We start from the raw sequence: 22,857 nt of genomic DNA, 5'->3' as shown, positions 1-22,857 counted from the left end.
GAGAGGGTCTTGGCCAGTCGTGAGGAATTGTACGGCGTTCTGGACGCCTATCTGGCGGCGCTCGTCGCCAGGGACCCGTCGCGCGCGCCGATTGCGCCGGGCGTCTTCAATACCGAAAACAACGTGCGACTAGCCGTGGGCGACGGGCTGTGGAACACGATCACCGCCAGGCACGATTACGACCTGCGCTTTGCGGAACCTTCTCGCGGACAGGTGGCCGTGTTCACCGCGGTGGAGGAAACCGACGCGCTGAACCCCGCGTGCGTCCGGCTGGAAGTGGCGAGCGGGCAGATCACCGGCATCGAGACCGTGGTGGCCCGCAACAAGGACGAGGGCTTCCCCTTTGGACCGCAGCATTTCGAGCGCAAGCCGGTGATGGAAGCGCTGATCCCCGATGGCGCCCGCTCCACCCGCGCGGAACTGGTGCGCGTGGCCGATGGCTACTTCGAGACGATCGAGCGCAACGACGGCACGATCAACACGAAGTTCTGGCCAAGCTGCAACCGCGTGGAAAACGGGGTGCAGACCACCAACAACGCCGATTTCCCGCTGCCTGTCGCGCGTCTGAGCTGCGAGGAGCAGTTCGCACTCGGCTGGTATCGCTACGACGACGACCTGCGCGCGCGCCGCTTCCCACTGGTGGATACAGAGCGCGGGATCGTGCTGGCCTACGGCTTCATCGACCATTCGGGCCGCATCGGCGAATACACGCTGACCGATGGCACCACGGCAAACAGCCCGGTGCGCCGCCCGCATAGCTACTACCTCGCCGAAGCCTTCCGCATCCGTGACGGCGCAATCGAACAGGTCGAGGCCGATTTCCTCACGGTGCCCTACCGCATGCCCTCCCCTTGGGACGGGCGCGACGAAGCGCTGGTTGGCGGCGGAGATTTGCGCCGTGTCGCCTGAGCGGGCCGGGATGACCGGGCGCACCATGCTCTCCCTCGCCCTGCTGGCGGGGATCTTCATCATGGAAGGCTTCGACATCGCCGCGATGGCGCTGGCCGTTCCCCGGCTCGAGGGGGCGCTGGGCCTCGACCCCGCCGGGTTCGGCTGGGTGTTCACCGCCTTGCTGATCGGCCTTGGTGCAGGCGGCGCCCTGATCGCGCCGCTGGGCGACCGTTACGGACGACGGACGCTGATCGTGGCCGGATGTCTCGTCACCGGGCTTTCCACCCTCGGGACGGCGAGCGCCACCACCATATCCGGCTTCCTCGTCTGGCGATTGGTAACCGGCCTCGCGCTCGGGGCCTGCCTGCCCAATGTCAGCGCCCTTTCGGCGGAACTGGCGCCGCAGCGTCTGCGCGCGACCATCATGGCGGTGGTTTCAGCCGGTATTCCCGTGGGCCTCGCACTGGCCGGGCTGCTCGCCCCCGAGATCGTCGACCTGCTGGGATGGGAGGGGCTGTTCCTCGTCCCCGGTGCCTTTGCGATCGTGCTGGCCGCCGCGCTATGGCCGATACTCGAACCCGGCATTCCCGGTGTCGGCGAAGGTCGGGAAGCTTCCGAAGAAACGGCGAAGGAACCGCTTCCGCAACTGGCCTTGCTCAAGTCGCCCTGGCTGTTCCCTTTCGCCGTGTTCGCAGCGATGCTCGCCTTCAACGCGGGCAACCTTTATCTCCTGAACAGCTGGCTGCCCACCGTCCTGCCCGGCGCGGGCCTGACGATGGACGCCGCGGCGCGGATTACCGGGGTGGCGAACCTCGCGGGCCTGGGCATCGGCATTGCCGCAAGCCTGCTGCTGGACAGGTGGCGCAAGGGGCTGACGCTGGTCCTGCTGTTCGGCGCGATGGCCGCAAGTTTCGCAGCGATCTGGCTGACCGCGCCCGACCCGGCGCGGTGGACCCTGCTGCTGATGGTGGGCGTTGGCGGGGCCAATGCCGGAGGAATGGTGCTGCCCGGCCTTGCCGCCTACCTGTTTCCCGCCCGGATGCTGTCGAGCGCAGTCGGTGTCGGTGTGCTGGTGGCGCGGCTGGGTGCTTTCGCCGGCCCTCCGCTGGGGGGATGGATGCTGGCAACCTCCGTCGCGCCGAAGGACTTCCTCGGCGTGGCCGCCCTGCCCGCGCTCGCCTGCGTGGTGATAGCCCTGCTCGTGCCCGCAGCCCTCAGGCGGCGTGAAGCGGCGGAAGCTAGGGCCTGAAGTCCAGTCCGCCGGTTCGTTCGGCAAAGCGCCAGCCGTTGTCGGTCAGCACCACGCGATCCTCGAAGGTGCCGATCAGCGGAGACTTGGGATCCTGCACCGGCAGCCCCTCTTCCGCTGCATCGCCCATGTAGAGCACGATCACGCTTTTCGCCCGCGCCTCGGTTTCGCTCACCACCTCGACCAGGGTGTTCGCCATCACGTGCCGCTGCGAACGCGGAGGACGGGCGGTGAAGCTGGCCAGGATTGCGTCGCGTCCCGCCACCGGGTCGCCGCCGCTGGGGCGGCGGAACACGGCATCCTTGGTGTAGAGAGAAGCGCACTGCTGCCAGTCCTGCGCGTCGTTTGCCCAGACATACTGGTGAATCAGGCGCGTCACATCGGCCTCGATCGCGCGGCGCTGTTCTTCGGTCATGGTCATTCCTTCGGCGCTATTCTTCGGGTTTCGTGCGCTCGAGGAACAACGAATTGCCGTCCTCGTCCTCGGCATCGAGCCGTTCGATCAGGCGTTCGACGATATTCGCGAAGCCTTCAAGCTCGACCTTCTCCAGCTTGCCGAACAGGTAATGGGCCACCCTCTCGGTCTGCGGCCGCATGATCTCGTACAGACGCTCGCCCTCGTCCGACAAGCTGAGCCACTTGCGCCGCTTGTTGCTCTCGTCCCGCTCAACCACCACTCGGCCGTGCTTCTGCAGCGTGGCAACGGCGCGGCTGATGCTCATGGCATTGACGCCGGTCAGCTCTGCCACCTCGTGGCTGGCCGTGCGGCCCAACGCGCCGATGGTCATCAGCAGGCGGAATTCGTTCACGCTAATTTTGTAACGGTGCGACAGGTGGATGGAGAACGGTGCCATCAACCGGTTGGTGAGCTTCAGCAAGCGGTGAAGCAGCACCACGTCATCGGTTTCACCCGAATGCACCGTTCCGCCCTGCCTCAAGGCTTCCCCGGTATCCCCCACCATCCTCACTCTCCCTGATTGACCGTTATCAATGAAGCGATCTTGCACCAATCGTAACAACCGTTAGCGTTATCGCCAAGAATCATTGGGAGGGAACTGGTCATGGGCGCTTTTCCGCAGACCATTCATTTTATCGGTACGAATACACCCCGGCAACAGGAATACCGGCTGGAAAACCTCGAGGTGGAGGGAGAAATCCCGTCCGCGATAGAAGGCACCTTCTTCCGCGCCGTGCCCGACAACGCGCACGAACCCATGTTCGAGGACGATATCGCGCTCAATCACGACGGGATGATTTCCGCCTTCTCGATCAAGGCCGGCAAGGTCGATTTCGCCATCAGGTATGTCGAGACAGAGCGTTACCTTGCCGAGAAGGAAGCAGGCCGCGCCCTGTTCGGGCGATACCGCAACCCCTTCACCGACGATCCGAGCGTCGAGGGCAAGGACCGCACCGTCGCCAACACTACCCCGGTGTGGCATGGAGGTCGCCTGTTCATGACCAAGGAGGACGGGCGCGGCTACGAGATCAATCCGCACACGCTGGAGACCGAGGGCCGCTGGGACTACGGAGGCAAGCTGAGGAGCGAAACCTTCACCGCCCACCCGCGCATCGACCCTGAAACAGGTGAGATGTTCTTCTTCGGATACGAGGCGGGCGGGCTGTGTACGCTGGATGTCGCCTATGCCATTGCCGACAAGGACGGCAATCTTGTGAAGGAACAATGGTTCGACCAGCCGTACTGCTCCACCATCCATGATTTCGTGATTACCGAGAATTACGCGATCTTCCCGATCTTCCCGACCCTGGCCGATCTCGACCGGATCAAGGAAGGCGGCGCACACTGGGCGCACCACCAGGACCTGCCGAGCTACCTCGGGATCATGCCGCGCTATGGCGATGTGTCCGAAATGAAATGGATCGAGGGGCCAATCGGCGTCTCCTGCTTCCACGAGGTGAATGCCTTCGAGGAAGGGGATACGGTGCACGTCGACCTGTGCCTCACCAATACCAATGCCTTTCAGTTCATGCGCGAGGCGGGCGGGATCGACATTCCGCAACAGGAAATCCAGGGCGCGATGACGCGCTGGAGCGTGGACATGAGCGCCGACACGCTGGCGATCGCCGAACGTCCGCTCGGCCCTCCGGGGGACCTGTGCCGGGTGGAAGACGCGGTGCAGGGCCGCCCCTACGACCGCGCGTGGTATCTCAGCATGAACCCCGAGGCGAAAGGCCCGCCGATGCTGGGCGGACCTGTCGGCGCGAACTTCAACGCGCTGCTGCGGATCAACCCGAACACAGGCCAGCTATCGATGATGGAAACCCCGCCCGGTGCCGCCATCAGCGAACCCGCGCACGTGGTCGACGCCGCCGATGGCCATGGTGGCTGGCTGCTCACCATGATCGACATTCCCAACGGCCCTCCGGGTGCGGGAGACCCCTCCGACTATTTCAGCGAACTCTGGGTGGTAGAAGCGGACGCCGTCGAGAAAGGTCCGGTCGCCAGGATCAGGACCGGCAAGGCGCTGCGCAGCCAGGTTCACGGCACCTGGGTGGGACGCGCAAAACTGGATGCGAGCGTGCGCAAGGGCTGACCGGCAAGGCGCGGCCTAATCGCCGCGCCTGTCCCGCCCGCGACCGTTGCCGCGCTCGCTCCGTTCGTTGCGATTACTCTCCGCCCGCTGACGCTCTCGCTGCGCCTGCTTTTGCTGCTCTGCCCGGCGCTCGGCTTGCTGACGCTGCTGGCGTTCACGCTGGGCCTGCTCGCTCTGTTGGCGTTGACGCTGCTGCTGGGCCTCCTGGCGCTGTTGCTGACGGCGCTCCGCCTGCTGGCGCTCTCGCTGGGCTTGCTGACGTTGGGCCTGCTGCCGCTGGCGACGATCTTCCTGCGCGCGCTCCTGCTGGCGACGGTCGTTCTCGGCGCGTTGCCGCTCACGTTGCGCCTGCTGGCGGCGGTCCTGCTGCTGGGCCCGCTGCTCCTGAGCACGTTCCTGCTGGCGACGTTCTCGCTGGGCCAATGCGCGCTGTTCGCGCACTTGCCGGTTGCGCTCGGAATGCTGACGATCCCGGGCGTTCTGGGCGCGTTCCTGACGTGCGAACTCGCGGCGTCGGTCGTCGCGTTCGGCATCCTGTCGTTGTCCGCGATCGCGCAAGGCGGCCTGGCGACGCTCGCCCCGCTGGACTTCGGCACGGGCAAAGCCGGCACTACGCTCGATACGCTCGCGGTCCCTGCGGACTTCGCGGCGCCGCTCGCGATTATCCGCGCGCACGGGTTCGCGATCTGCCCGGCGGCGCTCTGCCTGCCGATCCGCGCGCTCCTGCTCGCGAACCAGCGATGCACGCTCGATCCGGGGCCGATCCCCGGTGCGTTCGCGATAAAGGCGCGGAGCCTCGTTGCGGTAGCCTTCTTCACGCCAGCTATCGAAGCGGTTGGCCGCGACGCGCCGCGCGCGGCGTTCACGCTCCCAGCGCCGTTCGGCAGCCTTCTCGTGCGAGGAATTCCAGTCGCGCCATTCACTGCGCTGTGCGCGGGCGCGCTCCCAGTGATCCTGTTCTGCCCTGAATGCGCTGCGACGCTGTTGCCATAGCGGCGCTGAGACGCCGAACCTGTCACCCCGATGCGCCGCTGTGTAGAGACGCTCGCCCCTGTCGAAGTAGCTGGCGGCCACGCGGCGGCGGTCTCGCGCCCGGCTGTCGCGCAGGATACGCCCGTCACGGTCGTAGACGACGACGAGGCGGCTCTCGCGATAGCCGTAGCTGTAGAGCGGATCGCGCACGAGGAAGGGACGGGTCGAGCGCGGTTCGTAATAGTAGTAGCGATAGCCACCGCGCACCGGCTCGGCATAACGGTAGTACCCGTCATGCGTGCGCCACGCCCACGGCTGCGCGCCGTCGTAATAATAGCCGTAGTCGGGCGGCGAGTCCGCCAGCAGGCCGCCGATCAGCGCGGCCAGCGCCAGCCATGCATACTGATCGCTGCCGACGGTATCGTCGTAATAGTAATCGTCGCCGTAGCTGTCGTAGTAGTCGTCGGCATATCCGGCGTCGTAATAGCCATAGTCGCTATCGTCCCACCCGCTGGCATAGCCATCGTCATAATATCCGCCGTCAGCGTAGTTCCACGATGGCGCGGGCGCGTAACTCGGGCCGGGGCCGCCGGGGTAGTCCGCCTGCATCGGCAGGGCCTCGGGCAGGACGTCACCGCCCGCGTCCCAGTCCTCTTCCTCCAGCGAGTAGTTGTAGGGGCCAAGCGCGCTGGTAAGCGCAAGCTGGTCGGTACCCGCCGTCTCGTCCGGCCCGCAGGCTGCAAGCGCCAGGGCGAGTGCGGATACCGCTCCTAGTCGGCTTGAGATGCGGGTCTGGACAGTCATCGGGGGCCTCCTTCAGCCCAGGTTTCATTCACGCCTTGGAGGGACCGATTTCGCGGGTCCTCGGCTCATTTGATTGCCAATGTCGCACGTGCGCGCTGAACCGGCCGTGGAAGCACGGTTCATCGGGCCGCAGGCTTGCGGCGACGAACTGCATCCTGGATGTGCCGAAGCGATTGCAGCGCGCAGTCTTGCCGCGCCGCGCGATGCCGCATAGGCTCTGCCCAGAGGGGAGAGGTGCATGAGAAAACTCGTGCTGGCATTGGCCACGTGCGCGCTGGCGGCATCGCCGCTGGGCGCGCAGGACTCATCGTTCGAGGAACAGATGGCGGCGCGGTTCGAACCGCCGCCAGAGGGCTGGACGATGCCGCGCACGCAGTGGGGCGATCCGGACCTTCGCGGCAAGTGGCCGGTCGATTACCTCGGCCGCACCCCGCGCGAGCGCAGCCCCGCGCTGGGGGAACGTGCTTTCCTGACAGACGAGGAATACGAGCGTGCCTTCGCCCGCGCGGACAGCGATCTTGACCGGTACGAGGAAGAGGACAAGGCGGGCCTGATGGCAATGGGCCACTGGGCCGAATTCGGCCATCCGCTGCGCCAGTCGAGCATGGTGGTGGAACCCGCCAACGGTCGCTACCCGCCGCTGACCGCACAGGGGCAGGAATGGAAGGCGAACGAGCGCACGAGCTGGAACACCGACGTGTTCGAGAGCATGAACGATTTCGGCATCTTCGACCGCTGCCTGACGCGGGGCATGCCCGGTTCCATGCTGCCCGGCGCCTACAACGGCGGGATCGAGATCTTTCAGGCACCCGGCCTTGTCGCGATCAGCCTCGAGATGATCCACGAGACGCGGCTCGTCTACCTCGACGGGCGCGAGCCTCCGGCGCCCGACGTGCAGTATGACCTCGGCTATTCGGCGGGGCACTGGGAAGGCGATAAGCTGGTGATCGAAACCACCAATTTCCGTCCCGGCATGTCCATGGGGCCCGCACCCAATTCGGATCAGCTCCGCATTACCGAACACCTTACTCTGATGAACGACAACCAGATCCACTACGAAGCCTGGGTGCGCGACCCCGTCGTGATGGAAGGCCATTACAAGATCGACCTGCCGTGGCTGCGGGAGGACGATTACGGCATGTACGAATATGCCTGCCACGAGGGCAACGTGCAGATCCGCGGCTACATCACCGCCACCAGCCCGCGCTTCGCCGAAGAGCGCGCGCAGGCCTGGATCGAACAGGGCGAGGAACCGAGCGAGGGAGTGCCCGTCAGGTGAAGTGGCTCTATCACGCCAGCCGGGTAATTTTCGGCGGCTGGTGGGTCTATTCCGGCGCGATGCCTTTCATCGATCCCGCGTGGCAGCCGCTGGGACAGGAACAGGCCGCGATCGATTTCTCTCTCGCGATGATCGATTCCGGCCTGATGACCTGCGTGAAAGTGGCCGAGATCGTACTGGGCCTGCTGATCCTCGCCAATCGGTTGATGCCGCTGAGCGTCATCGCCATTGCGCCGATCAATTTCGTGATCGTCTACTGGAACTTCGTGCTGGATGAAGGCCTGATCGAGTATGTCTTCGGCGCGCTGACCGTAGTATTCAACGTGGTGCTGGCCTGGCCCTGGCGGCACTATTTCGTGCCGCTCCTCGTTTGGAGAGGCACGCCTGACCACTCGCTTTCTTCCGCCAGAACAAGATAGCCCGCAGGCGAACGGAGGCTGCCGAAGCGGGCCCCCGTTCGCCATTTCAGGCAACAGTGCCTTATTCAGCAGGTTCGGCCGCGGCTGCGGCAACGTCCTTCTTCGTCAGCGCACCGGCGAGCTTCTCCGAGACGATGCCGAACACGGCGCCGATGATGATGGATACGACGGTCGGCACGATAGCCTCCGTCGGAGCCATTCCAGCGAGCAGTATCGGTCCGGCGATCGACGCGAAGCCATAGACGCTGGCAGGGATCGTCGCGAGAAACGGCACGGCGCTGGCGAGACAGATCACAAGAGCACCGAGGCCCACGGCCACGGGTGCAGCAAGGTCGCCCAGACCAGCCAGCGCGCCGCCCGCTAGGATCACGGCGACCATGCCGACAAGCGCGCCGAAGCTCATGCCGACAATCGCCGTCGTCATGCCCTTGATGCCGCCGCCCGAATGGAAGTGGCAGCCCCAGGCGACGAAGCTGATCCATACGAGACCGGGCAGGAAGCTCGCCAGCGGAACCCCGAACAGCCAGGTGTCCAGAATGGCCAGCAGGCCCACCGAAAATGCGAGCGCAAGATATGCAGTCATGATTGTTCCCCTCTCCTTGACGCAGCCTCTTGTCGGGCTGCCGGGAGGAAAGACTAAGTCAATTTGCAGGAGAGTCCATACGACGACGCATCACCCTGTGGACTCACGGAGGCGGCGGACATGAGCAATCTGATTGCGGCAAAGGACTTCAGCCCTCCAAAAGTCGCTTCAATTCACGGAGTGGCTGGCGAGCAGTAGCGCCCGTCCGCCGGGTTTTGCATCGACGCGATATTCCGCCTGCGCCTGCTGTGCGAAGGCAGCGAACAGGCGCTCGCCGATGCCGGAGCCTTGCGCGCTAGTGGAAGTGCCGACGCCGTTATCCTCGATCGCCAGCGACCATGTGTCGCCACTGCCATCGAATTTCACCGTGACCTTACCGTCCCGCCCGTCAGGGAAGGCGTATTTCGCGCAGTTCGTCAGTGCCTCGTTCGTGAACAGCCCGATGGCGACGGCTACCTCGCGCGGCATCACGCAATCGGCGGTGCCGCTGTCGACCTCCACCCGCACGTTTTCCATGAACGCGCCGCGCGTCACCCGGTCGACCACGTCGACGAGGTAATCCTGCATCGAGACCATCGCCCCCTCCCCTTGCGTCAGGGCAAGGTTCGAATAGGCAGAGGAGAACGAGTGAATGCGGGCAATCGCGGTTTCCAGCGCGGCGGATACCTCCGGTTGCTCCTCACGCCGTTTCTGCATTTCCAGCAGGCTGGCGGCGAGTGCGAAGTTGTTCTTGGTCCGGTGCTCGAGTTCCTGTTGCAGGATGACCCGCCGCTCGATCTCCTGGTCGCGTTCGTTGAGGGCATTGGATACTGCGCGCCGGAACGCCTCGGCCAGCACCAGCACGATCAAGACGGCTGAGGCATTGATGGCAACGCGCGACGGGTCTGTCGCGACTTCGAAGCCCCATGCCCGTATCGGGGCAAGGGCAAAATACCAGGCCCACAGGAAACTGGCGGTGAATGCCGTGATGCCCGCCTGCCAGTGCCCGAACAGGGTGGCGATCAGCACCGTGGGATAGACCAGCGCGAACGGCCCCGAAGCTTCGGCCCACACGTCCAGCATCACGCGCATGCCCACCATGGCAAGCGCGCAGCCCAAGCCGAACATAATCTTCATGAACAAGCCCAGGCGCTTGCTGTGAAATTGCCTGGCAACATCGAAGTTGGCAACGCGATGCATGCTGCATCAGCCTTTCCGGGCGACGCGGAAATGATCGCTCCAAGTCGAAAGGGATACAGCCTTTGGGAGGTATTCGCGAGTCAAATCGGGAACGAATTCAGAAAGTTGAGTGTTTTCAGTGTCTGCAACTCAAGTCAGGGCGTAATACCGCAACCTGTTGCCGTCGCTGCGGCGCTCTCCCACCCCGATGAAGACGTGCTTTGTCAGCCAGTCGTGCTTGCCCACGGCGCATTCGAACGTGGGGTTGCCTCTCAGGTAATACTCCGGATGTGGCACCGGCTCGCCATCGGCAAAGGCCCAGTCGCGAAGGCGCTGCATGGTATCGGGCTGGCGGCCCCAGAGGAAACCCTTGTTGTGCAGAAGGATCACCGTGCCGTCGTCCTCCTCCAGTAAGTAGCGCGCATCGAACACGGCTACGTCGTCCGGCCGGAAGTACGCATAGTCCCCGCCCGAACCGGGCACGGCGCGCCCTTTCAGGTGCGGTCCCTCGAAGGTGCCGCCCTTCACTAGCACGGCGCTGCGCATTCCGCCGTTCGGATGGGGAGTGATGGTGTAGACTTCGGGAAAAGTCAGCCGCACTTCCATGACGAATTCCATGCGCGGGTTGTCCAGTTCGCTGAACGGCCCGTTGAAGGGGGTAGTGTCTTTGAAGTCGGTCATGTCTATCCCAGTTCTATCAGGCCGCCGTCGACGAAGAGGTTCGCGCCGCTGATGAAGCTCGCATCGTCGCTGGCGAGGAACAATACGGCCTTCGCCACTTCCTCGCTCTCGCCCATCCGCTTCATCGGGATGTTGGCGATCATCATTTCCTTCAGACGCGCCACCTGATCGTCCGTCATGCCGGGATTGCGATAGAGCAGCGGCGTGTCGATGGGGCCGGGGCTGACCACATTGACGCGGATGCCCTCTGCCACCAGTTCCTTGGCGAACACCTTCATCGCCATGAACAGCCCCGCCTTTGCCGCAGCATAGGCCCCGTTGCCCTCCAGCGCGCCGTGGGCGCCTATCGAACCGGTAACGACGACAGAGCCGCCCCTGCCCATGATCCGCACCGCCTTCTGCAAGGCGAACACGCAGCCGCGAAGGTTGATCGAGTGCGTATGGTCCCACGCCTCTTCGGTAATGCCCCGCAAGGGTGCGAACCCGCCGACGCCGGCATTGATGTAGAGCACGTCGATCCGGCCATCGGTGTCCTCGATGGCTTTCACGACCTGCTCGGTCGCTGCGGGATCGGAAATGTCGGACCTGTAGCCAATTGCGCCCGCGATGCTGGCGACCGCGCTATCGATGGTCGACTGGTCCCGGCCCGTGAGGTGCACCTTGCCACCCTCGGCTGCAAAGGCCTGCGCCGCGGCGAGGCCCATGCCGGAATTGCCGCCGAGGACGAGGACGATCTTGTTTTTGAATCTCATCGGCAGTTCCTCAAAATGGCGACAGAGGGTTGAGGCGGCCCGGATCGACATCCTGCATCACGTCCCAGTGCTCGGCGATCTTGCCATTTTCCACACGGAAGATGTCCATGACGGCGAAGCCCGGATCGCCCTCGTGACGGATCACGTGGTAGTGCAGCATCACGTGGTCGCCATCCACGAATGCGCGGTGGAGAATCTGCTCCGCCTCCCCGGGCTGGCCCTTCGCCCAGTCGAGGAAACTCTTCAGCGCCTCCCGCCCCGGCTCCACGTTCTGGTGATGCTGGATGTAATCCTCGGCAATGTAATCGTCGACGCGGCTGCTATCGAGCGGCACCAGCATCTTTTCGAACATCGCCACCACCAGCGCCAGGTTCGCCTCTTCCTCGGGCGTTCGGCTCATTTCTCTCTCCCCTGCTCATCCATGAGCATTTCCGACGGACGTTAACGAGCGTTACGATTATGGGCAACGGTCTTGAGGATCATCGTCACCTTCAAAGTTCGGCCTTGCGAAAGCTTCACGTGCATGAAATGAGGCGCAAATGATCAAGACCAGCCATGTCGGCAGCCTGCCGCGCGGGGAGCAACTCGTTCCACTCCTTCTCGCTCGCGACAAGGGGGAGCCATACGACGCGGAGGAGTTCGACCGCGTGGTGCAGGACGCCGTCACCGAGGCGGTGCGCCAACAGGTGGCGGCGGGCGTGTCTGTCGTCAGCGACGGCGAACTGGGCAAGGTGGGCTATTCCACCTACATCATCGAGCGGCTTTCCGGCTTTGGCGGACACACGCCGCGCAAGCCCGCGAAGGACCTTGCCGAGGTGCCGGACCTTGCCAAGAAACTGTCGCACATCATGGGCAGCCAGGAGTTCACGCGGGCCAGCGCCATCGACAAGGTGGAACTGGTCAACCTGCAACCTCTTCACGACGATATCCGCCGCTTCAAAGCCGCACTGGAAGCTGAGGGAAACGGCACCGAAGCGTTCCTGAATTCGGCATCGCCGGGCCTGATCACGGCGTTCCAGCCGAATCAGTACTATCCCAGCCACGACGCCTACCTTGCCGATCTCGCGGCAGCCATGCGGCCCGAGTACGAGGCGATCGTCGATGCCGGGTTGCAACTTCAGCTAGACTGCCCGGACCTCGCGATGAGCCGGCACACCGGCTACCAGGACATGAGCGAGAGCGAGTTCCTCGCCGCGATCCGCGCCAATGTGGACGCGCTGAACGAGGCGACGCAGAACATCGCGCCAGAGATGATGAGGATGCACGTCTGCTGGGGCAACTACGAAGGGCCGCACACGCACGACATTCCGCTGGAGACGATTCTCGACGTCGTGCTGAGCGCGCGCCCCGCCACCATCCTGTTCGAAGCCGCCAACCCCCGCCACGAACACGAGTGGGCGGTGTGGGCGAAAGCGGACCTGCCTGCCGAAAAGGTGCTGGCACCCGGTCTGGTGGATACCTGCTCCAACTACGTCGAGACGCCAGAGCTTATCGCCCAGCGCATCGAACGGTTCGCGGCCATCGTGGGCAAGGACCGGGTGATCGCCAGTACGGACTGCGGCTTCGGCACTTTCGCCGGATATGGCAAGATCGATCCGAAGGTGGCATGGGCCAAACTGCGCGCGCTTCGCGATGGGGCGGATATCGCTGACGAAAGACTTGGCTGACCCGTATTTTCACTCTTGCGTAATTTTCGTATATATGAAATAGCTTTCGCATGGCGGAAGCGACCACCAGAACTGCGGCATCGAGTGCTCCTGCGCAAAACAGCCAGGTAAAATCGGCCACGCGCACGCTCGACATCATCGAGTATGTCGTCGCTCACGATCGCCCGCTGGTTGCGCAGGAGATCGCGACAGCGCTGGCCATTCCGGTGTCCAGTCTCTCCTACCTGCTTTCCACGCTGGTGGAGCGGGAGTACCTGGAGCGGCATGGGCGGCGCTATTCCGCCGGGCCGGGCCTTGCGCGGCTCCAGACGACCGGCGGGCACTACACCTTGCGCGACCGCGCCGCACCGCTGGTGCGCACGCTGCGGATGCAACTGGACGAAACCACCAGCTTCTTCATTCGCGAGGGCTGGGAAATCGAGGCGATCGTTACCGAGAGCAGCGAACAGGCCCTGCGCTATTCCGTCCCCAGCGGGCAGCGCCTGCCGATGCACGCGCTGGCGGCGGGCAAGGTGCTGTTGGCGGCCCTGCCGGAAGAGGACCTCGATCGCTATTTCGCGGAAACGACGCGCGAAGCGTTCACCCCGATGACCGTGACCGAGGAAACAGCACTGCGCGCGCAGATTGCCGAGTCCCGCGAAACCGGCTTTGCCACCACCAACGAGGAATTCTCCCGCGGGATCGAAGGGATCGCGCGGGTTGTGATGATCGACGGCAATCCGGTGGGTTCCATCTCGGTCGCCATGCCCAAGGTCCGCGTGGATGACGCTACGGAGCAGCGTGTCCGCAACATGCTCGACAAGACCGCCTCGCTGCTGGAAGGCGGCTAAGGCTTATAGGTCGTCAAGGAAATCGGCCGTGATGCGGGGAGGCTCCTCATCGCTCTGGGCTTCCTCGTCAGCCTCCGTCGCTTCCTCGGCATTCCCGGGATCCGCTTCTTCAACAACGCCTGCGGCCTCCGCTACGGACGGCTCTTCGGCCTGTGCCACGTATTCTGCTTCGGTCACCGCGTGGTCGCGATCGTAGATACGCACCTCGTCAAACGGACCCAGAGGCGTATCCGGTGCAACGCGGACGAGCGGGTAGGGATCGCCCGGGATCCCCACGTAGTTCAGCTCGGCGCGGTTCTCCCCGGACTGCCGGAACCGCAGAACATCATTGCGCGCGGTATCGCCGGGACCGGCGAAAGTCAGCTGCAACCCGCCATCACGCTCGGAAGTCGATAGCGGGCGCACGGTCTGTTGCCCGGCCATGGCGCGGAAGATAACGCCGTTGCTGTCGATTTCGGCCGGCCGGGTCCACGCGCCTTCCCAGCCGCCATCGTCCTGCTGCTCGAGAGAAAAAACGAAGATCGTCGCATCACCGATGCGGAAGGCCCAGTGCCCCTCCAGCGACGGGTCGTGATCGTCCGCGAAGGCAGGCACAGAGAGACAAAGAGCCGCGAAGAAAAGAAAAAGTCGTGCAACCATTCGCGCAGCATGGCGCAATCGGGGCACTTGTCGCAAGCAAAAGGGGCGACCTGCTTGCGCAAGTCGCCCCTTCCCCTCCCAACCGGGAAACGCGTTATCAGGCGTTGGCGCCGACACCCTTGGCGCGCCAGCTGTCGGCATAGGCCGTGCGGGCGACGTTGGAGTAGGGAACCGGGCTGATGACGGCCTTGATCTCGGTCTGCACGTGCGGCTCGACCGTCGGCTTGGAGGTGCCGCCGTTCGGCTCGCCCCACACCAGCTTCACTTCCTTGCCCATTTCGACCTCGTCGGGATCGATCATGGCGAGGGTGAGCATCTTGCCTTCGTTCGAGGAGTAGCCGACCCAGGTCGAGACGCCGATCACGTCGCCAGCTTCGTTCTTTACTTCGTCGAACGGGTGCATGGCGTAAACGGCGCTCGGGAACTCGAAGTACTTGGCGCGGTCGCCCTCGGCATAGAGCGAGGAGAGGACGCGCATCATGTCTTCGTTATCGAGAGCCAGCGTGACCTTCTGCTTGTGCTTCTGATCAGCCATCTTCTCGAGAGCTTCGCGACCGACAAAGTCATGGTCGAACTTCACGATGTGGCCATAGCCGATGTCCCACGGCGTGAGGTAGTAGCCCTCAATGCTGTCGGGAACGTAGCTGCCGCCGATGGAGCACATGCCGGCATAGGACTTGCCCGATGCCCAGGTGCGGAAGTCCTTCATCATCTCGCTGTCGCCGGTGTAGAACGCGGGCAGCGGCGAAGGCAGCCAGCCCGATTCCAGCGTGTTCGACGAATAGGCGCGGCCACCCACCAGCGCGAGGCCGTGGTCCTTGCCGGCTTCCACCAGTGCGGAGTGCACGGCTTCGTAATCGGCCCAGGGGCCGAACAGTTCGTAACCCGGCTGGCCAGCCATGCCGTGACGCAGCGCGATCACGTCCTTGCCGTTGATGTCGACGTGAGCCATGTTGAAGAACTTCAGGTCCGGCGGGGTCTGGCCCATGGCCTTTTCCAGGATCTTCATGGCGTTCGGGCCCTGAAGCTGGAAACGATAGTTCTTGCGCTTGCCGTCGTTACGCATTGCGGTGCGCTCGTCACGCTCGACTTCGACGTCCCACTTGCTGCCGTCGGGCTTCTTGTACTGGGCGTGGAATTCCACCCACTCGATTGCCGGGGCACGGCCCACGAGGCTGAACTCGTTCTCGTCGAGGTAGAACAGGATCACGTCGCCGATCACGTAGCCGTCCGGGGTGACCGGAACGTACTGCTTCGCCTTGTTCACGGCGAAGTTCTTGAAACTGTTGATGGCAGTGTATTCCAGCAGCGCCATGGCATCGGGGCCGCGCACGTAGAGTTCCACCATGTGATAGCTCTGGTTGAAAAGCACGGCGCTTTCGGCCCAGGCGCGCTGTTCGTTGCGCCAGTTTGAATATTCCGCCGGAACGCCGGGATAGGGGTTCGGGCCAAGCTGCTGGTTGCGCAGGAATTCGACGATGTCGCCCTTGCTGTCCAGCTTCTGTTGCAGTGTCTCACTCATCTTTCAGTTCCTCTCTCTGGGGAAGGTTGCGATAGTTCAGGTATTCGAGAATTCAGTCGTCGGCGGGCCTAATCCCCGGCAGGCTGGGCCAGCCAGTCGGCGATGGCGGCATTCACCGCGTCGGGCGCTTCGAGCTGGATCATGTGTCCCGCGCCGGGCACCACCACCAGTTTCGAGCCGGGAATGGCCGCCGCGATCGTCTCGTGCTGCGAAGGGGGCGCCCAGGCGTCCAGTTCGCCGGTCATCACCAGCGTCGGACAGCGCACCTGCTTGAGAAGGTCGTCGAAGGGCGGGCGGCCCAGCAGCGCCTTGATCTGCGCGTCGAACGTGGCCTGGCCTTTCGACAGGCACATGTCGCGCATCGTGGCGTATTCGGGAGTATCACGATTGGCGTCTGCCACCATCGGCGGCAGCCAGGTATCGACCAGCGCCTCGAACCCGTTGTCGTAGCCGACTTGTTGCAGATCGGCGCGCTTGGCCGGCTCGTTCTCGCCCACGGGGTGAATGCCGGTCGACACCAGCGCGAGGCGCCGGACGCGCTGCGGCGCAAGGCGGAAAACCTCCATCGCGACGCGCCCGCCCATCGAATGGCCGAACACGTCGAGCTTCTCAACGCCACGCTCATCCGCCTGGGCGAGCGCGATCCGCGCCATCTCCGCCAGCGAGTCGGCCATGCCATAGCCATCCACCACCAGTCCGTCGGGAAAGGCGGCTTGCTGCGGCGCATAGATGCGCGAATCGCAGATGAGACCAGGCAGGAACATGAGCATTTCGGCGGCTTCCCCTCACTTTCTTCGCGTTCTTGAAAATTTCATCTATACGAATTTGTCACTTTAGGCTAGGGCCTATCTCGACAATAATTCGGGCCTGCCGGAGTGGTTGGCGGGCAGTCCGCACCAGGAGAGTGACATGGCATCTTACGAGACGATCCATCCCAATTGGGAAAAGCCGGCCGAGAACATGGTCGATGGCTATTCGCTGGAAATGACGGCAAAAGAGATCGATGGCCTGCGCGAGGCCGCGCCGCTGATCCGTCCCGACACGCAGATCGCCGTCACCTTCCTTCCCGGTGAAGAAATCGAGCAGCGCATCGAGGCGTCGTGCCTTGTGCGCGAACTGGGTTTCGAGCCGATCGCCCACGTCTCCGCGCGCCGCATCAAGAGCCACGAGGAACTGGACTATTACCTGCGCGAAACAGCCGAGCGCGCGAAGGCCAAGCGCATTTTCGTGATCGCCGGCGACCCGCCCGAACCCGAAGGCCCGTTCGAGGACAGCCTGCAGATCATCGAGACCGGCCTGCTGGAAAAGTACGGCTACGAAGTGATCGGCGTTGGCGGACACCCCGAAGGCCACCCCAACGTCAGCAAGGATGACCTGTGGGTGTGGATGCAGAAGAAGATCGACGCGGTGCGCGCCCACGGCATGACGCCGCTGGTCGTCACCCAGTTCGCTTTCGATGACGATGCCATCGTCGAATGGCTCGCCGAAATGCGCGAGCGCGGCATCGACGTACCCGTGCGCCTTGGCGTGCCCGGCCCCGCCGGGATCAAGCGCCTGCTCGGCTTTGCCAAGCGTTGCGGCGTTGGCGCGTCTGCCAGCGTGATGAAGAAGTACGGTGTTTCAATCACCAATCTCGTCGGCAAGGCTGGTCCGGACAAGCTGGTGGACAGCCTCGGCCAGAAGCTGACCGAACGCCACGGTCGCGTGCGCCTGCATTTCTACCCCTTCGGCGCGCTCACCGCCTCTGCCGAATGGATCAACGATTACGACGCACGGCACCAGTAATGGCGACGGCAACGCTCCGCCTAGCCTGCCCCATCCGCACCGGCATCTCGGCGCGCGTGACTGCATTCACGGCCGATCGCGATTGCATCATCGAGGAAGCGCAGCAGTTCTCCGACCGGAGAACCGGGCGGTTTTTCATGCGGCTGGTGTTCGATCCGCAGGATAACGACGTCGCGTCCCTGCGCGATGCCTTCTCCGCCATTGCCGAGAATTTCGAGATGGAGTGGGACCTGCGCGAACCCGGCTGGGTGCCGAAGGTCATCCTGATGGTGAGCGCGTTCGACCATTGCCTGGGCGACCTGCTCTACCGGATGCGCATCGGCGAGATCAACATGGAGGTGCCCGCGATCATCTCCAATCATCCGCGAGAGAAGCTGACCACCTCGCTGATCGGCGATATTCCCTATCACCACCTGCCGATCACCAAGGAGACGAAGCTGCAGCAGGAAGCGCAGGTTCGCAAGATCGTGGAGGAGACCGGCGCCGACCTCGTCGTGCTGGCGCGCTACATGCAGATCTTCTCGGATGACATGTCGAAGCACCTGTCTGGCCGCTGCATCAATATCCACCACTCCTTCCTGCCCGGCTTCAAGGGCGCCAAGCCTTACCATCAGGCCTATGCCCGCGGCGTGAAAATGATCGGGGCAACCAGCCACTACGTGACAGACGATCTGGACGAAGGCCCAATCATCGCGCAGGACGTGGAGAACGTGAGCCACGCCGAAAGCCCGGACGATCTTGTCGCCAAGGGCCGCGATGTGGAACGGCGCGTGCTGGCGAAAGCCGTGCGCGCGCACCTGGAGGATCGGGTTTTCCTGAACGGCGACCGCACGGTCGTATTCGAATAACAAGTTGACGGGAGTTTTGCCGGAAATGGCGGACATTATCGATGGCCGCGCGATCGCGCGCCAATTGGACGAAAAGACCAAGGCCGAGGTCGACGCGCTGGTCGCGGCTGGGCACTCCGCCCCCGGCCTGACGGTGATCCTGGTGGGGGAGGACCCCGCCAGCGAAGTCTACGTCCGCCGCAAGATCAAGGCGTGCGAAAAGGTCGGCATCCGTTCCACCGAGCATCGCCTGCCCGCCGATACCTCGCAGGAAGACCTGCTGGCGCTGATCGACCGTCTCAACAAGGACGACGACGTTCACGGCATCCTGTGCCAGGTGCCGCTGCCCGATCACATCGATACGCGCCTCGTGCTGCGTTCGATCTCGCCCGAAAAGGATGTGGACGGCTTCCACCCGGTCAACGTCGGCCGCCTCAGCACCGGTACGGGTGGCATCGTGCCCTGCACTCCGCTGGGCGTGATGATGCTGCTGAAAAGCGTCATCCCCGATCTGACGGGCAAGGACGTGGTGGTGATCGGCAAGTCCAACATCGTCGGCAAACCGGTGGCAAACCTGCTGCTGGATGCCGAGGCGACCGTCACCGTCACCCACATCTACACCACCGGCCTGCCCGAAATCTGCCGCCAGGCGGACGTGATCGTTGCTGCTGCTGGTGCACCGGAACTGGTAAAGGGCCACTGGGTGAAGGATGGCGCGGTGATCATCGATGTCGGCATCACCCGCAAGGAGGGCGAGGACGGCAAGACGAAGCTTGTGGGCGACGTGAAGTTCGACGAGGTCCAGCACGCCAGGGCCGTGACCCCCGTCCCCGGCGGCGTCGGCCCCATGACCATCGCCTGTCTGCTGGCCAACACGGTGCAGGCCGCGCGCAATCTCATGGGGTATGGAATTGCCGAGCGCGGGGACGATTACGCCGACGCGCCCGACCGGAGCATGTACACCGCCGATTGAGCTTCGCTTGCCAAGCGGCATTCGCTGGTCGAATGTTTGCACATGGCAGAAACAATCGACGGGCGCGCCCTCGCGCGCAGCATTGACGAACAGACGAAGGCCGATGTGGAGGCGCTGGTGGCGGCCGGCCACAACCGGCCCGGCCTCACCGTTATCCTCGTGGGCGACGACCCGGCGAGCGACGTCTACGTTCGGCACAAGGTAAAGGCGTGTGACAGGGTCGGCATGCGCTCGACCGAGCATCGCCTGCCCGCAAGCACCACGCAGGAGGAATTGCTCGCGCTGATCGACCGGGTGAACGCCAGCGAGCACGTCCACGGCATCCTCGTGCAGGTCCCCCTGCCCGGTCATATCGACGAGCGCGCGGTGATCGACGCCATCGATCCAGCCAAGGATGTCGACGGATTTCATCCGGTGAACGTCGGTCGACTATCTACCGGAACAGGAGGCATCTGGCCCTGCACGCCGCACGGCTGCATCAAGCTGCTGCAATCGGTGGAGCCGGACCTCGAGGGTCTCGATGCGCTGGTGATCGGCCGCTCCAACATCGTCGGCAAGCCCGTTGCCATGATGCTCACCGCCCTAGGCTGCACCGTCACGATCGCCCACAGCAAGACCCGCGACCTGCCCGGCAAGGCACGCCAGGCGGATATCATCGTCGCGGCCACCGGCATCCCGGAAATGGTGAAAGGCGACTGGGTGAAGGAAGGCGCCATCGTGATCGATGTCGGAATTACGCGGATCGAGGGCAAGGACGGCAAGAACAAGCTGGTGGGCGATGTCGCCTTCGACGAGGTGCAGCACGCCCGCGCCGTCACCCCGGTGCCGGGCGGCGTCGGGCCGATGACGATCGCCATGCTGCTGGCCAACACGGTGCAGGCGGCGAAGGCCCTATCCGGTTGAACAGAGGCTCACGGGCCAAAGCCACCCTTTGCCGATCGGAGTTCTCGCCCTATGAGTAGTGCCTAGCATCGCCGCGCAGACAGACAGGAATTCAATGCCCCAGCCAGACACCGACATTTGCATTATCGGCGCAGGCATATCGGGCATTTCCATGGCCGCGCACGTCGGCATGATGTGCCCTGACCGCAGCTACACCATCCTCGAACGGCGCGACGAGATCGGCGGCACGTGGGACCTGTTCCGCTATCCCGGTGTGCGTTCCGATTCCGACATGCACACGCTGGGCTTCAATTTCGAGCCGTGGCGGCACGAGGATGCGATCGCCGACGGGCCGAGCATCCTGGAATACCTCAATCGCATCGCCGACGAACGCGGCATCCGCAAGAACATCCGTTTCGGTCAGGAAGTACTCTCCGCCGACTGGGATTCGATGACGGCGCGCTGGACGATCACGGCGCGCGGAGCCGATGGCAGACAGACCGTCACCACCGCGCGCTGGCTCTACTTCGCCAGCGGCTATTACGATTACGACAAGCCGCACGAGGCCGACATTCCCGGTATCGGCGACTTCGGCGGCGAGGTGCTGCACCCGCAGTTCTGGCCTCGGGATTTCGACTATTCGGGCAAGGACGTGGTTATCATCGGCTCGGGCGCGACCGCGGTAACGATGGTGCCCGCCATGACCGACAAGGCGAAAAGCGTCACCATGCTTCAGCGCACGCCCACATGGATGGGTGCAGGGCCACGGCAGGACGTGTGGAGCCAGCGTTTTCTGCGCTGGTTTCCGGAGAAGTTCGCATACCGCCTCACCCGGTGGAAGAACATCGCGCTGCGCAGCTATTTCTTCAACCTCTCGCGGCGCAAGCCCGAGCGGCTGGCAGAACTCATCAGGGGCCGCCTGAAAGACGAGCTAGGCCCGCATTACGACCCGAAGCATTTCGAGCCGCCCTACAACCCCTGGCAGCAGCGCCTTTGCCTGGTGCCCGACGGCGACCTGTTCGAGGCGATGAAAGCGGGCAAGGCGCGCGTTGTTACCGATCACATCGCCGGGTTCGATGCAGACGGGATCAAGCTGGAATCGGGCGACTACGTGCCGGCCGACGTGGTGATCACCGCCACGGGCCTGCGGCTAGTGCTGGCAGGCAAGGTCGAGGTTTCGAAGGATGGCGAGGCGGTCGAGTGGCCGGAGCACTTCTTCTACCGCGGCACCATGTTCTCCAACTTGCCGAACCTCTCCTTCGTCTTCGGCTACCTCAACGCCAGCTGGACGTTGCGGGCCGATTGCAATGCGCGTTATGCCTGCGAAGTGCTGAATGAAATGGCGCGGCGCGGGGCGGACATCGCCGTTCCCGAACTCGCGCCGGAGGACGAGCCCGAAGCCGTGGAGCCGTGGGACTACACCTCCGGCTATCTCAACCGAGCGAAGGACATGATGCCCAAGGTCGCGGCAGAGCGCCCCTGGACCCTTGCACACAACTACCTGGAAGACCGTCGGGACTTCCAGAGCCGCCCGGTCGCCGACGGCGTGCTCCGGTTTTGCGAAGCGCCCACCGCCTCGCAACACGAAGGCGCGGCCGAACACGAGAAGATTGCCGCCGAATGAGCCAAGCAGCAGAAAAGGTCTGGACCGCCGGAATGGTGGTGATCGGGGATGAAATCCTCTCGGGCCGCACCGCCGACAAGAACATCGCACAGGTCGCCAGCTGGCTGCAGGTGCAGGGCATTCGCCTGACCGAGGCGCGCGTGGTGTCGGATGACATGGAGGCCATTGCCGCAGCGGTGAACGCCCTGCGCGCCGCATACGACTACGTCTTCACTACCGGCGGGATCGGGCCGACGCACGACGATATCACCGTCGATGCGGTGGCCGCCGCGCTGGGCGTGCCCGTGGTCATCCATCCCGAAGCGCACGCCATCCTGCGCGAATACTACAAGGACAGGCCCGGCGGCCTCACCGAGGCGCGGCTGCGCATGGCGCGGGTGCCCGAAGGGTCCGACCTCATCCCCAACCGCATGTCGGGCGCACCCGGCATTCGCCACGGAAACCTGTTCCTGATGGCGGGTGTGCCGCACATCACCGCGCAGATGCTCGACGGGCTGACAGGCCAACTGGAGGGCGGAGCGCCGCTGATCAGCGAAACCGTGGGCGGGTTCATTCCGGAAACCGAAGTCGCCGATATCCTGCGCGAAGTGGAAAAGGCACACGAAGGCTGTCAGATCGGCAGCTATCCGTTCTTCCGCGAGGGGCGGGTCGGCTCGAACTTCGTGATCCGCTCCACCAGCCGCGAAGTGCTGGAAAGCGCGGTCGATACGCTCAGCGAAGCGCTGGCCGAAGCAGGCTTCGATTTCACGCCGGGCGGAATCTGAAGCC

Annotated in this window: 25 protein-coding genes; 14 read left to right on the top strand and 11 right to left on the bottom strand. The window is 64.1% G+C overall.

Annotated features, from left to right (window positions below; translation table 11 throughout):
- Positions 1-9: 9 nt before the first annotated feature.
- Positions 10-909 (top strand): DUF8021 domain-containing protein, encoded by a 900-nt coding sequence (locus D4Q51_RS09765; protein WP_120077583.1) that lies wholly within the window; start codon positions 10-12, stop codon positions 907-909.
- The gene (locus D4Q51_RS09760) at positions 899-2,140 is read left to right on the top strand and encodes an MFS transporter (protein WP_162925282.1); all 1,242 of its coding nucleotides are present in this window, start codon (positions 899-901) and stop codon (positions 2,138-2,140) included. The genes D4Q51_RS09765 and D4Q51_RS09760 overlap by 11 nt, the downstream gene beginning before the upstream one ends.
- Here D4Q51_RS09760 and D4Q51_RS09755 read toward each other — a convergent pair.
- Together D4Q51_RS09755 and D4Q51_RS09750 are read right to left on the bottom strand one after the other, a co-directional pair.
- The gene (locus tag D4Q51_RS09755) at positions 2,130-2,555 is read right to left on the bottom strand and encodes a nuclear transport factor 2 family protein (protein ID WP_240624666.1); all 426 of its coding nucleotides are present in this window, start codon (positions 2,553-2,555) and stop codon (positions 2,130-2,132) included. The two genes, D4Q51_RS09760 and D4Q51_RS09755, sit on opposite strands and share 11 nt — an antisense overlap.
- A gap of 16 nt (positions 2,556-2,571) precedes the next feature.
- Complete coding sequence (locus D4Q51_RS09750; protein WP_120077580.1) at positions 2,572-3,102, bottom strand: MarR family winged helix-turn-helix transcriptional regulator; 531 nt, start codon at positions 3,100-3,102, stop codon at positions 2,572-2,574.
- Between the two features lie 99 nt (positions 3,103-3,201).
- Between D4Q51_RS09750 and D4Q51_RS09745 the strand changes: the two genes are divergently transcribed.
- Positions 3,202-4,692, top strand: coding sequence for a lignostilbene-alpha,beta-dioxygenase NOV2 (locus D4Q51_RS09745; RefSeq protein WP_120077579.1), 1,491 nt, complete (start codon positions 3,202-3,204; stop codon positions 4,690-4,692).
- Between the two features lie 15 nt (positions 4,693-4,707).
- Here D4Q51_RS09745 and D4Q51_RS09740 read toward each other — a convergent pair whose 3' ends face one another.
- Positions 4,708-6,468 carry a hypothetical protein gene (locus D4Q51_RS09740; protein WP_120077578.1) on the bottom strand — a complete coding sequence of 587 codons (1,761 nt, stop codon included), beginning with the start codon at positions 6,466-6,468 and terminating at the stop codon, positions 4,708-4,710.
- Positions 6,469-6,556: 88 nt separating this feature from the next.
- On the opposite strand from D4Q51_RS09740, the gene D4Q51_RS16045 reads away from it, so the two are divergent.
- The 3 genes from D4Q51_RS16045 to D4Q51_RS09730 are packed head-to-tail and all read left to right on the top strand — an operon-like array spanning position 6,557 to position 8,166.
- Entirely contained in the window at positions 6,557-6,682 is a 126-nt protein-coding gene (locus tag D4Q51_RS16045) for a hypothetical protein (RefSeq protein WP_276309490.1), read from the top strand.
- A 24-nt stretch (positions 6,683-6,706) separates the two neighbouring features.
- The gene (locus D4Q51_RS09735; RefSeq protein WP_120077577.1) at positions 6,707-7,747 is read left to right on the top strand and encodes a hypothetical protein; all 1,041 of its coding nucleotides are present in this window, start codon (positions 6,707-6,709) and stop codon (positions 7,745-7,747) included.
- Positions 7,744-8,166 carry a hypothetical protein gene (locus D4Q51_RS09730; RefSeq protein ID WP_120077576.1) on the top strand — a complete coding sequence of 141 codons (423 nt, stop codon included), beginning with the start codon at positions 7,744-7,746 and terminating at the stop codon, positions 8,164-8,166. Before D4Q51_RS09735 ends, D4Q51_RS09730 begins: the two co-directional genes overlap by 4 nt.
- Before the next feature lie 61 nt (positions 8,167-8,227).
- Here the strand turns inward: D4Q51_RS09730 and D4Q51_RS09725 are convergent, their stop codons facing one another.
- The 5 genes from D4Q51_RS09725 to D4Q51_RS09705 all read right to left on the bottom strand — a co-directional run bounded on the left by D4Q51_RS09725 (position 8,228) and on the right by D4Q51_RS09705 (position 11,740).
- Entirely contained in the window at positions 8,228-8,749 is a 522-nt protein-coding gene (locus D4Q51_RS09725; protein WP_120077575.1) for a DUF1097 domain-containing protein, read from the bottom strand.
- Positions 8,750-8,917: 168 nt separating this feature from the next.
- Positions 8,918-9,865, bottom strand: a complete 948-nt coding sequence (locus D4Q51_RS09720; RefSeq protein ID WP_240624665.1) for a sensor histidine kinase — start codon at positions 9,863-9,865, stop codon at positions 8,918-8,920.
- Between the two features lie 192 nt (positions 9,866-10,057).
- A complete protein-coding gene (locus tag D4Q51_RS09715; protein ID WP_120077573.1) occupies positions 10,058-10,588 on the bottom strand; it encodes a DUF3237 domain-containing protein in 531 nt (176 codons plus the stop codon).
- A gap of 2 nt (positions 10,589-10,590) precedes the next feature.
- On the bottom strand, positions 10,591-11,340 hold the full coding sequence (locus tag D4Q51_RS09710; RefSeq protein ID WP_120077572.1) for an SDR family NAD(P)-dependent oxidoreductase: 750 nt from the start codon (positions 11,338-11,340) through the stop codon (positions 10,591-10,593).
- A 10-nt stretch (positions 11,341-11,350) separates the two neighbouring features.
- A complete protein-coding gene (locus tag D4Q51_RS09705; RefSeq protein WP_120077571.1) occupies positions 11,351-11,740 on the bottom strand; it encodes a nuclear transport factor 2 family protein in 390 nt (129 codons plus the stop codon).
- Between the two features lie 139 nt (positions 11,741-11,879).
- Between D4Q51_RS09705 and D4Q51_RS09700 the strand changes: the two genes are divergently transcribed.
- Positions 11,880-13,007: a cobalamin-independent methionine synthase II family protein gene (locus D4Q51_RS09700; RefSeq protein ID WP_120077570.1), complete on the top strand. Its 1,128-nt coding sequence runs from the start codon at positions 11,880-11,882 to the stop codon at positions 13,005-13,007.
- 50 nt (positions 13,008-13,057) lie between these two features.
- Complete coding sequence (locus D4Q51_RS09695) at positions 13,058-13,837, top strand: IclR family transcriptional regulator (RefSeq protein WP_120077569.1); 780 nt, start codon at positions 13,058-13,060, stop codon at positions 13,835-13,837.
- A gap of 3 nt (positions 13,838-13,840) precedes the next feature.
- Here the strand turns inward: D4Q51_RS09695 and D4Q51_RS09690 are convergent, their stop codons facing one another.
- The 3 genes from D4Q51_RS09690 to D4Q51_RS09680 form a co-directional block, all read right to left on the bottom strand.
- A complete protein-coding gene (locus D4Q51_RS09690) occupies positions 13,841-14,476 on the bottom strand; it encodes a hypothetical protein (RefSeq protein WP_120077568.1) in 636 nt (211 codons plus the stop codon).
- Between the two features lie 97 nt (positions 14,477-14,573).
- Positions 14,574-15,998: a syringate O-demethylase gene (gene desA, locus D4Q51_RS09685; RefSeq protein WP_120077567.1), complete on the bottom strand. Its 1,425-nt coding sequence runs from the start codon at positions 15,996-15,998 to the stop codon at positions 14,574-14,576.
- A gap of 68 nt (positions 15,999-16,066) precedes the next feature.
- Positions 16,067-16,768, bottom strand: coding sequence for an alpha/beta fold hydrolase (locus D4Q51_RS09680; protein WP_120077566.1), 702 nt, complete (start codon positions 16,766-16,768; stop codon positions 16,067-16,069).
- 139 nt (positions 16,769-16,907) lie between these two features.
- Here D4Q51_RS09680 and D4Q51_RS09675 point away from each other — a divergent pair, with 139 nt between their 5' ends.
- The 6 genes from D4Q51_RS09675 to D4Q51_RS09650 all read left to right on the top strand — a co-directional run bounded on the left by D4Q51_RS09675 (position 16,908) and on the right by D4Q51_RS09650 (position 22,853).
- Positions 16,908-17,783 carry a methylenetetrahydrofolate reductase gene (locus D4Q51_RS09675; protein ID WP_120077565.1) on the top strand — a complete coding sequence of 292 codons (876 nt, stop codon included), beginning with the start codon at positions 16,908-16,910 and terminating at the stop codon, positions 17,781-17,783.
- The gene (gene purU / locus D4Q51_RS09670) at positions 17,783-18,631 is read left to right on the top strand and encodes a formyltetrahydrofolate deformylase (RefSeq protein ID WP_120077564.1); all 849 of its coding nucleotides are present in this window, start codon (positions 17,783-17,785) and stop codon (positions 18,629-18,631) included. The genes D4Q51_RS09675 and purU overlap by 1 nt, the downstream gene beginning before the upstream one ends.
- Before the next feature lie 25 nt (positions 18,632-18,656).
- Complete coding sequence (folD, locus tag D4Q51_RS09665) at positions 18,657-19,583, top strand: bifunctional methylenetetrahydrofolate dehydrogenase/methenyltetrahydrofolate cyclohydrolase FolD (RefSeq protein WP_120077563.1); 927 nt, start codon at positions 18,657-18,659, stop codon at positions 19,581-19,583.
- Positions 19,584-19,625: 42 nt separating this feature from the next.
- Entirely contained in the window at positions 19,626-20,486 is an 861-nt protein-coding gene (folD, locus tag D4Q51_RS09660; RefSeq protein ID WP_120077562.1) for a bifunctional methylenetetrahydrofolate dehydrogenase/methenyltetrahydrofolate cyclohydrolase FolD, read from the top strand.
- A gap of 94 nt (positions 20,487-20,580) precedes the next feature.
- A complete protein-coding gene (locus D4Q51_RS09655; RefSeq protein ID WP_120077561.1) occupies positions 20,581-22,089 on the top strand; it encodes a flavin-containing monooxygenase in 1,509 nt (502 codons plus the stop codon).
- Positions 22,086-22,853: a competence/damage-inducible protein A gene (locus tag D4Q51_RS09650; RefSeq protein WP_120077560.1), complete on the top strand. Its 768-nt coding sequence runs from the start codon at positions 22,086-22,088 to the stop codon at positions 22,851-22,853. The genes D4Q51_RS09655 and D4Q51_RS09650 overlap by 4 nt, the downstream gene beginning before the upstream one ends.
- The last annotated feature ends 4 nt before the right edge of the window (positions 22,854-22,857 follow it).

It is taken from the genome of Aurantiacibacter odishensis (assembly GCF_003605195.1).
In the GTDB taxonomy this organism is placed as follows: Bacteria; Pseudomonadota; Alphaproteobacteria; order Sphingomonadales; family Sphingomonadaceae; genus Alteraurantiacibacter; species Alteraurantiacibacter odishensis.
The sequence above is the reverse complement of the archived record's forward strand: the minus strand, read 5'-3'. Positions and strand labels throughout refer to the sequence as shown.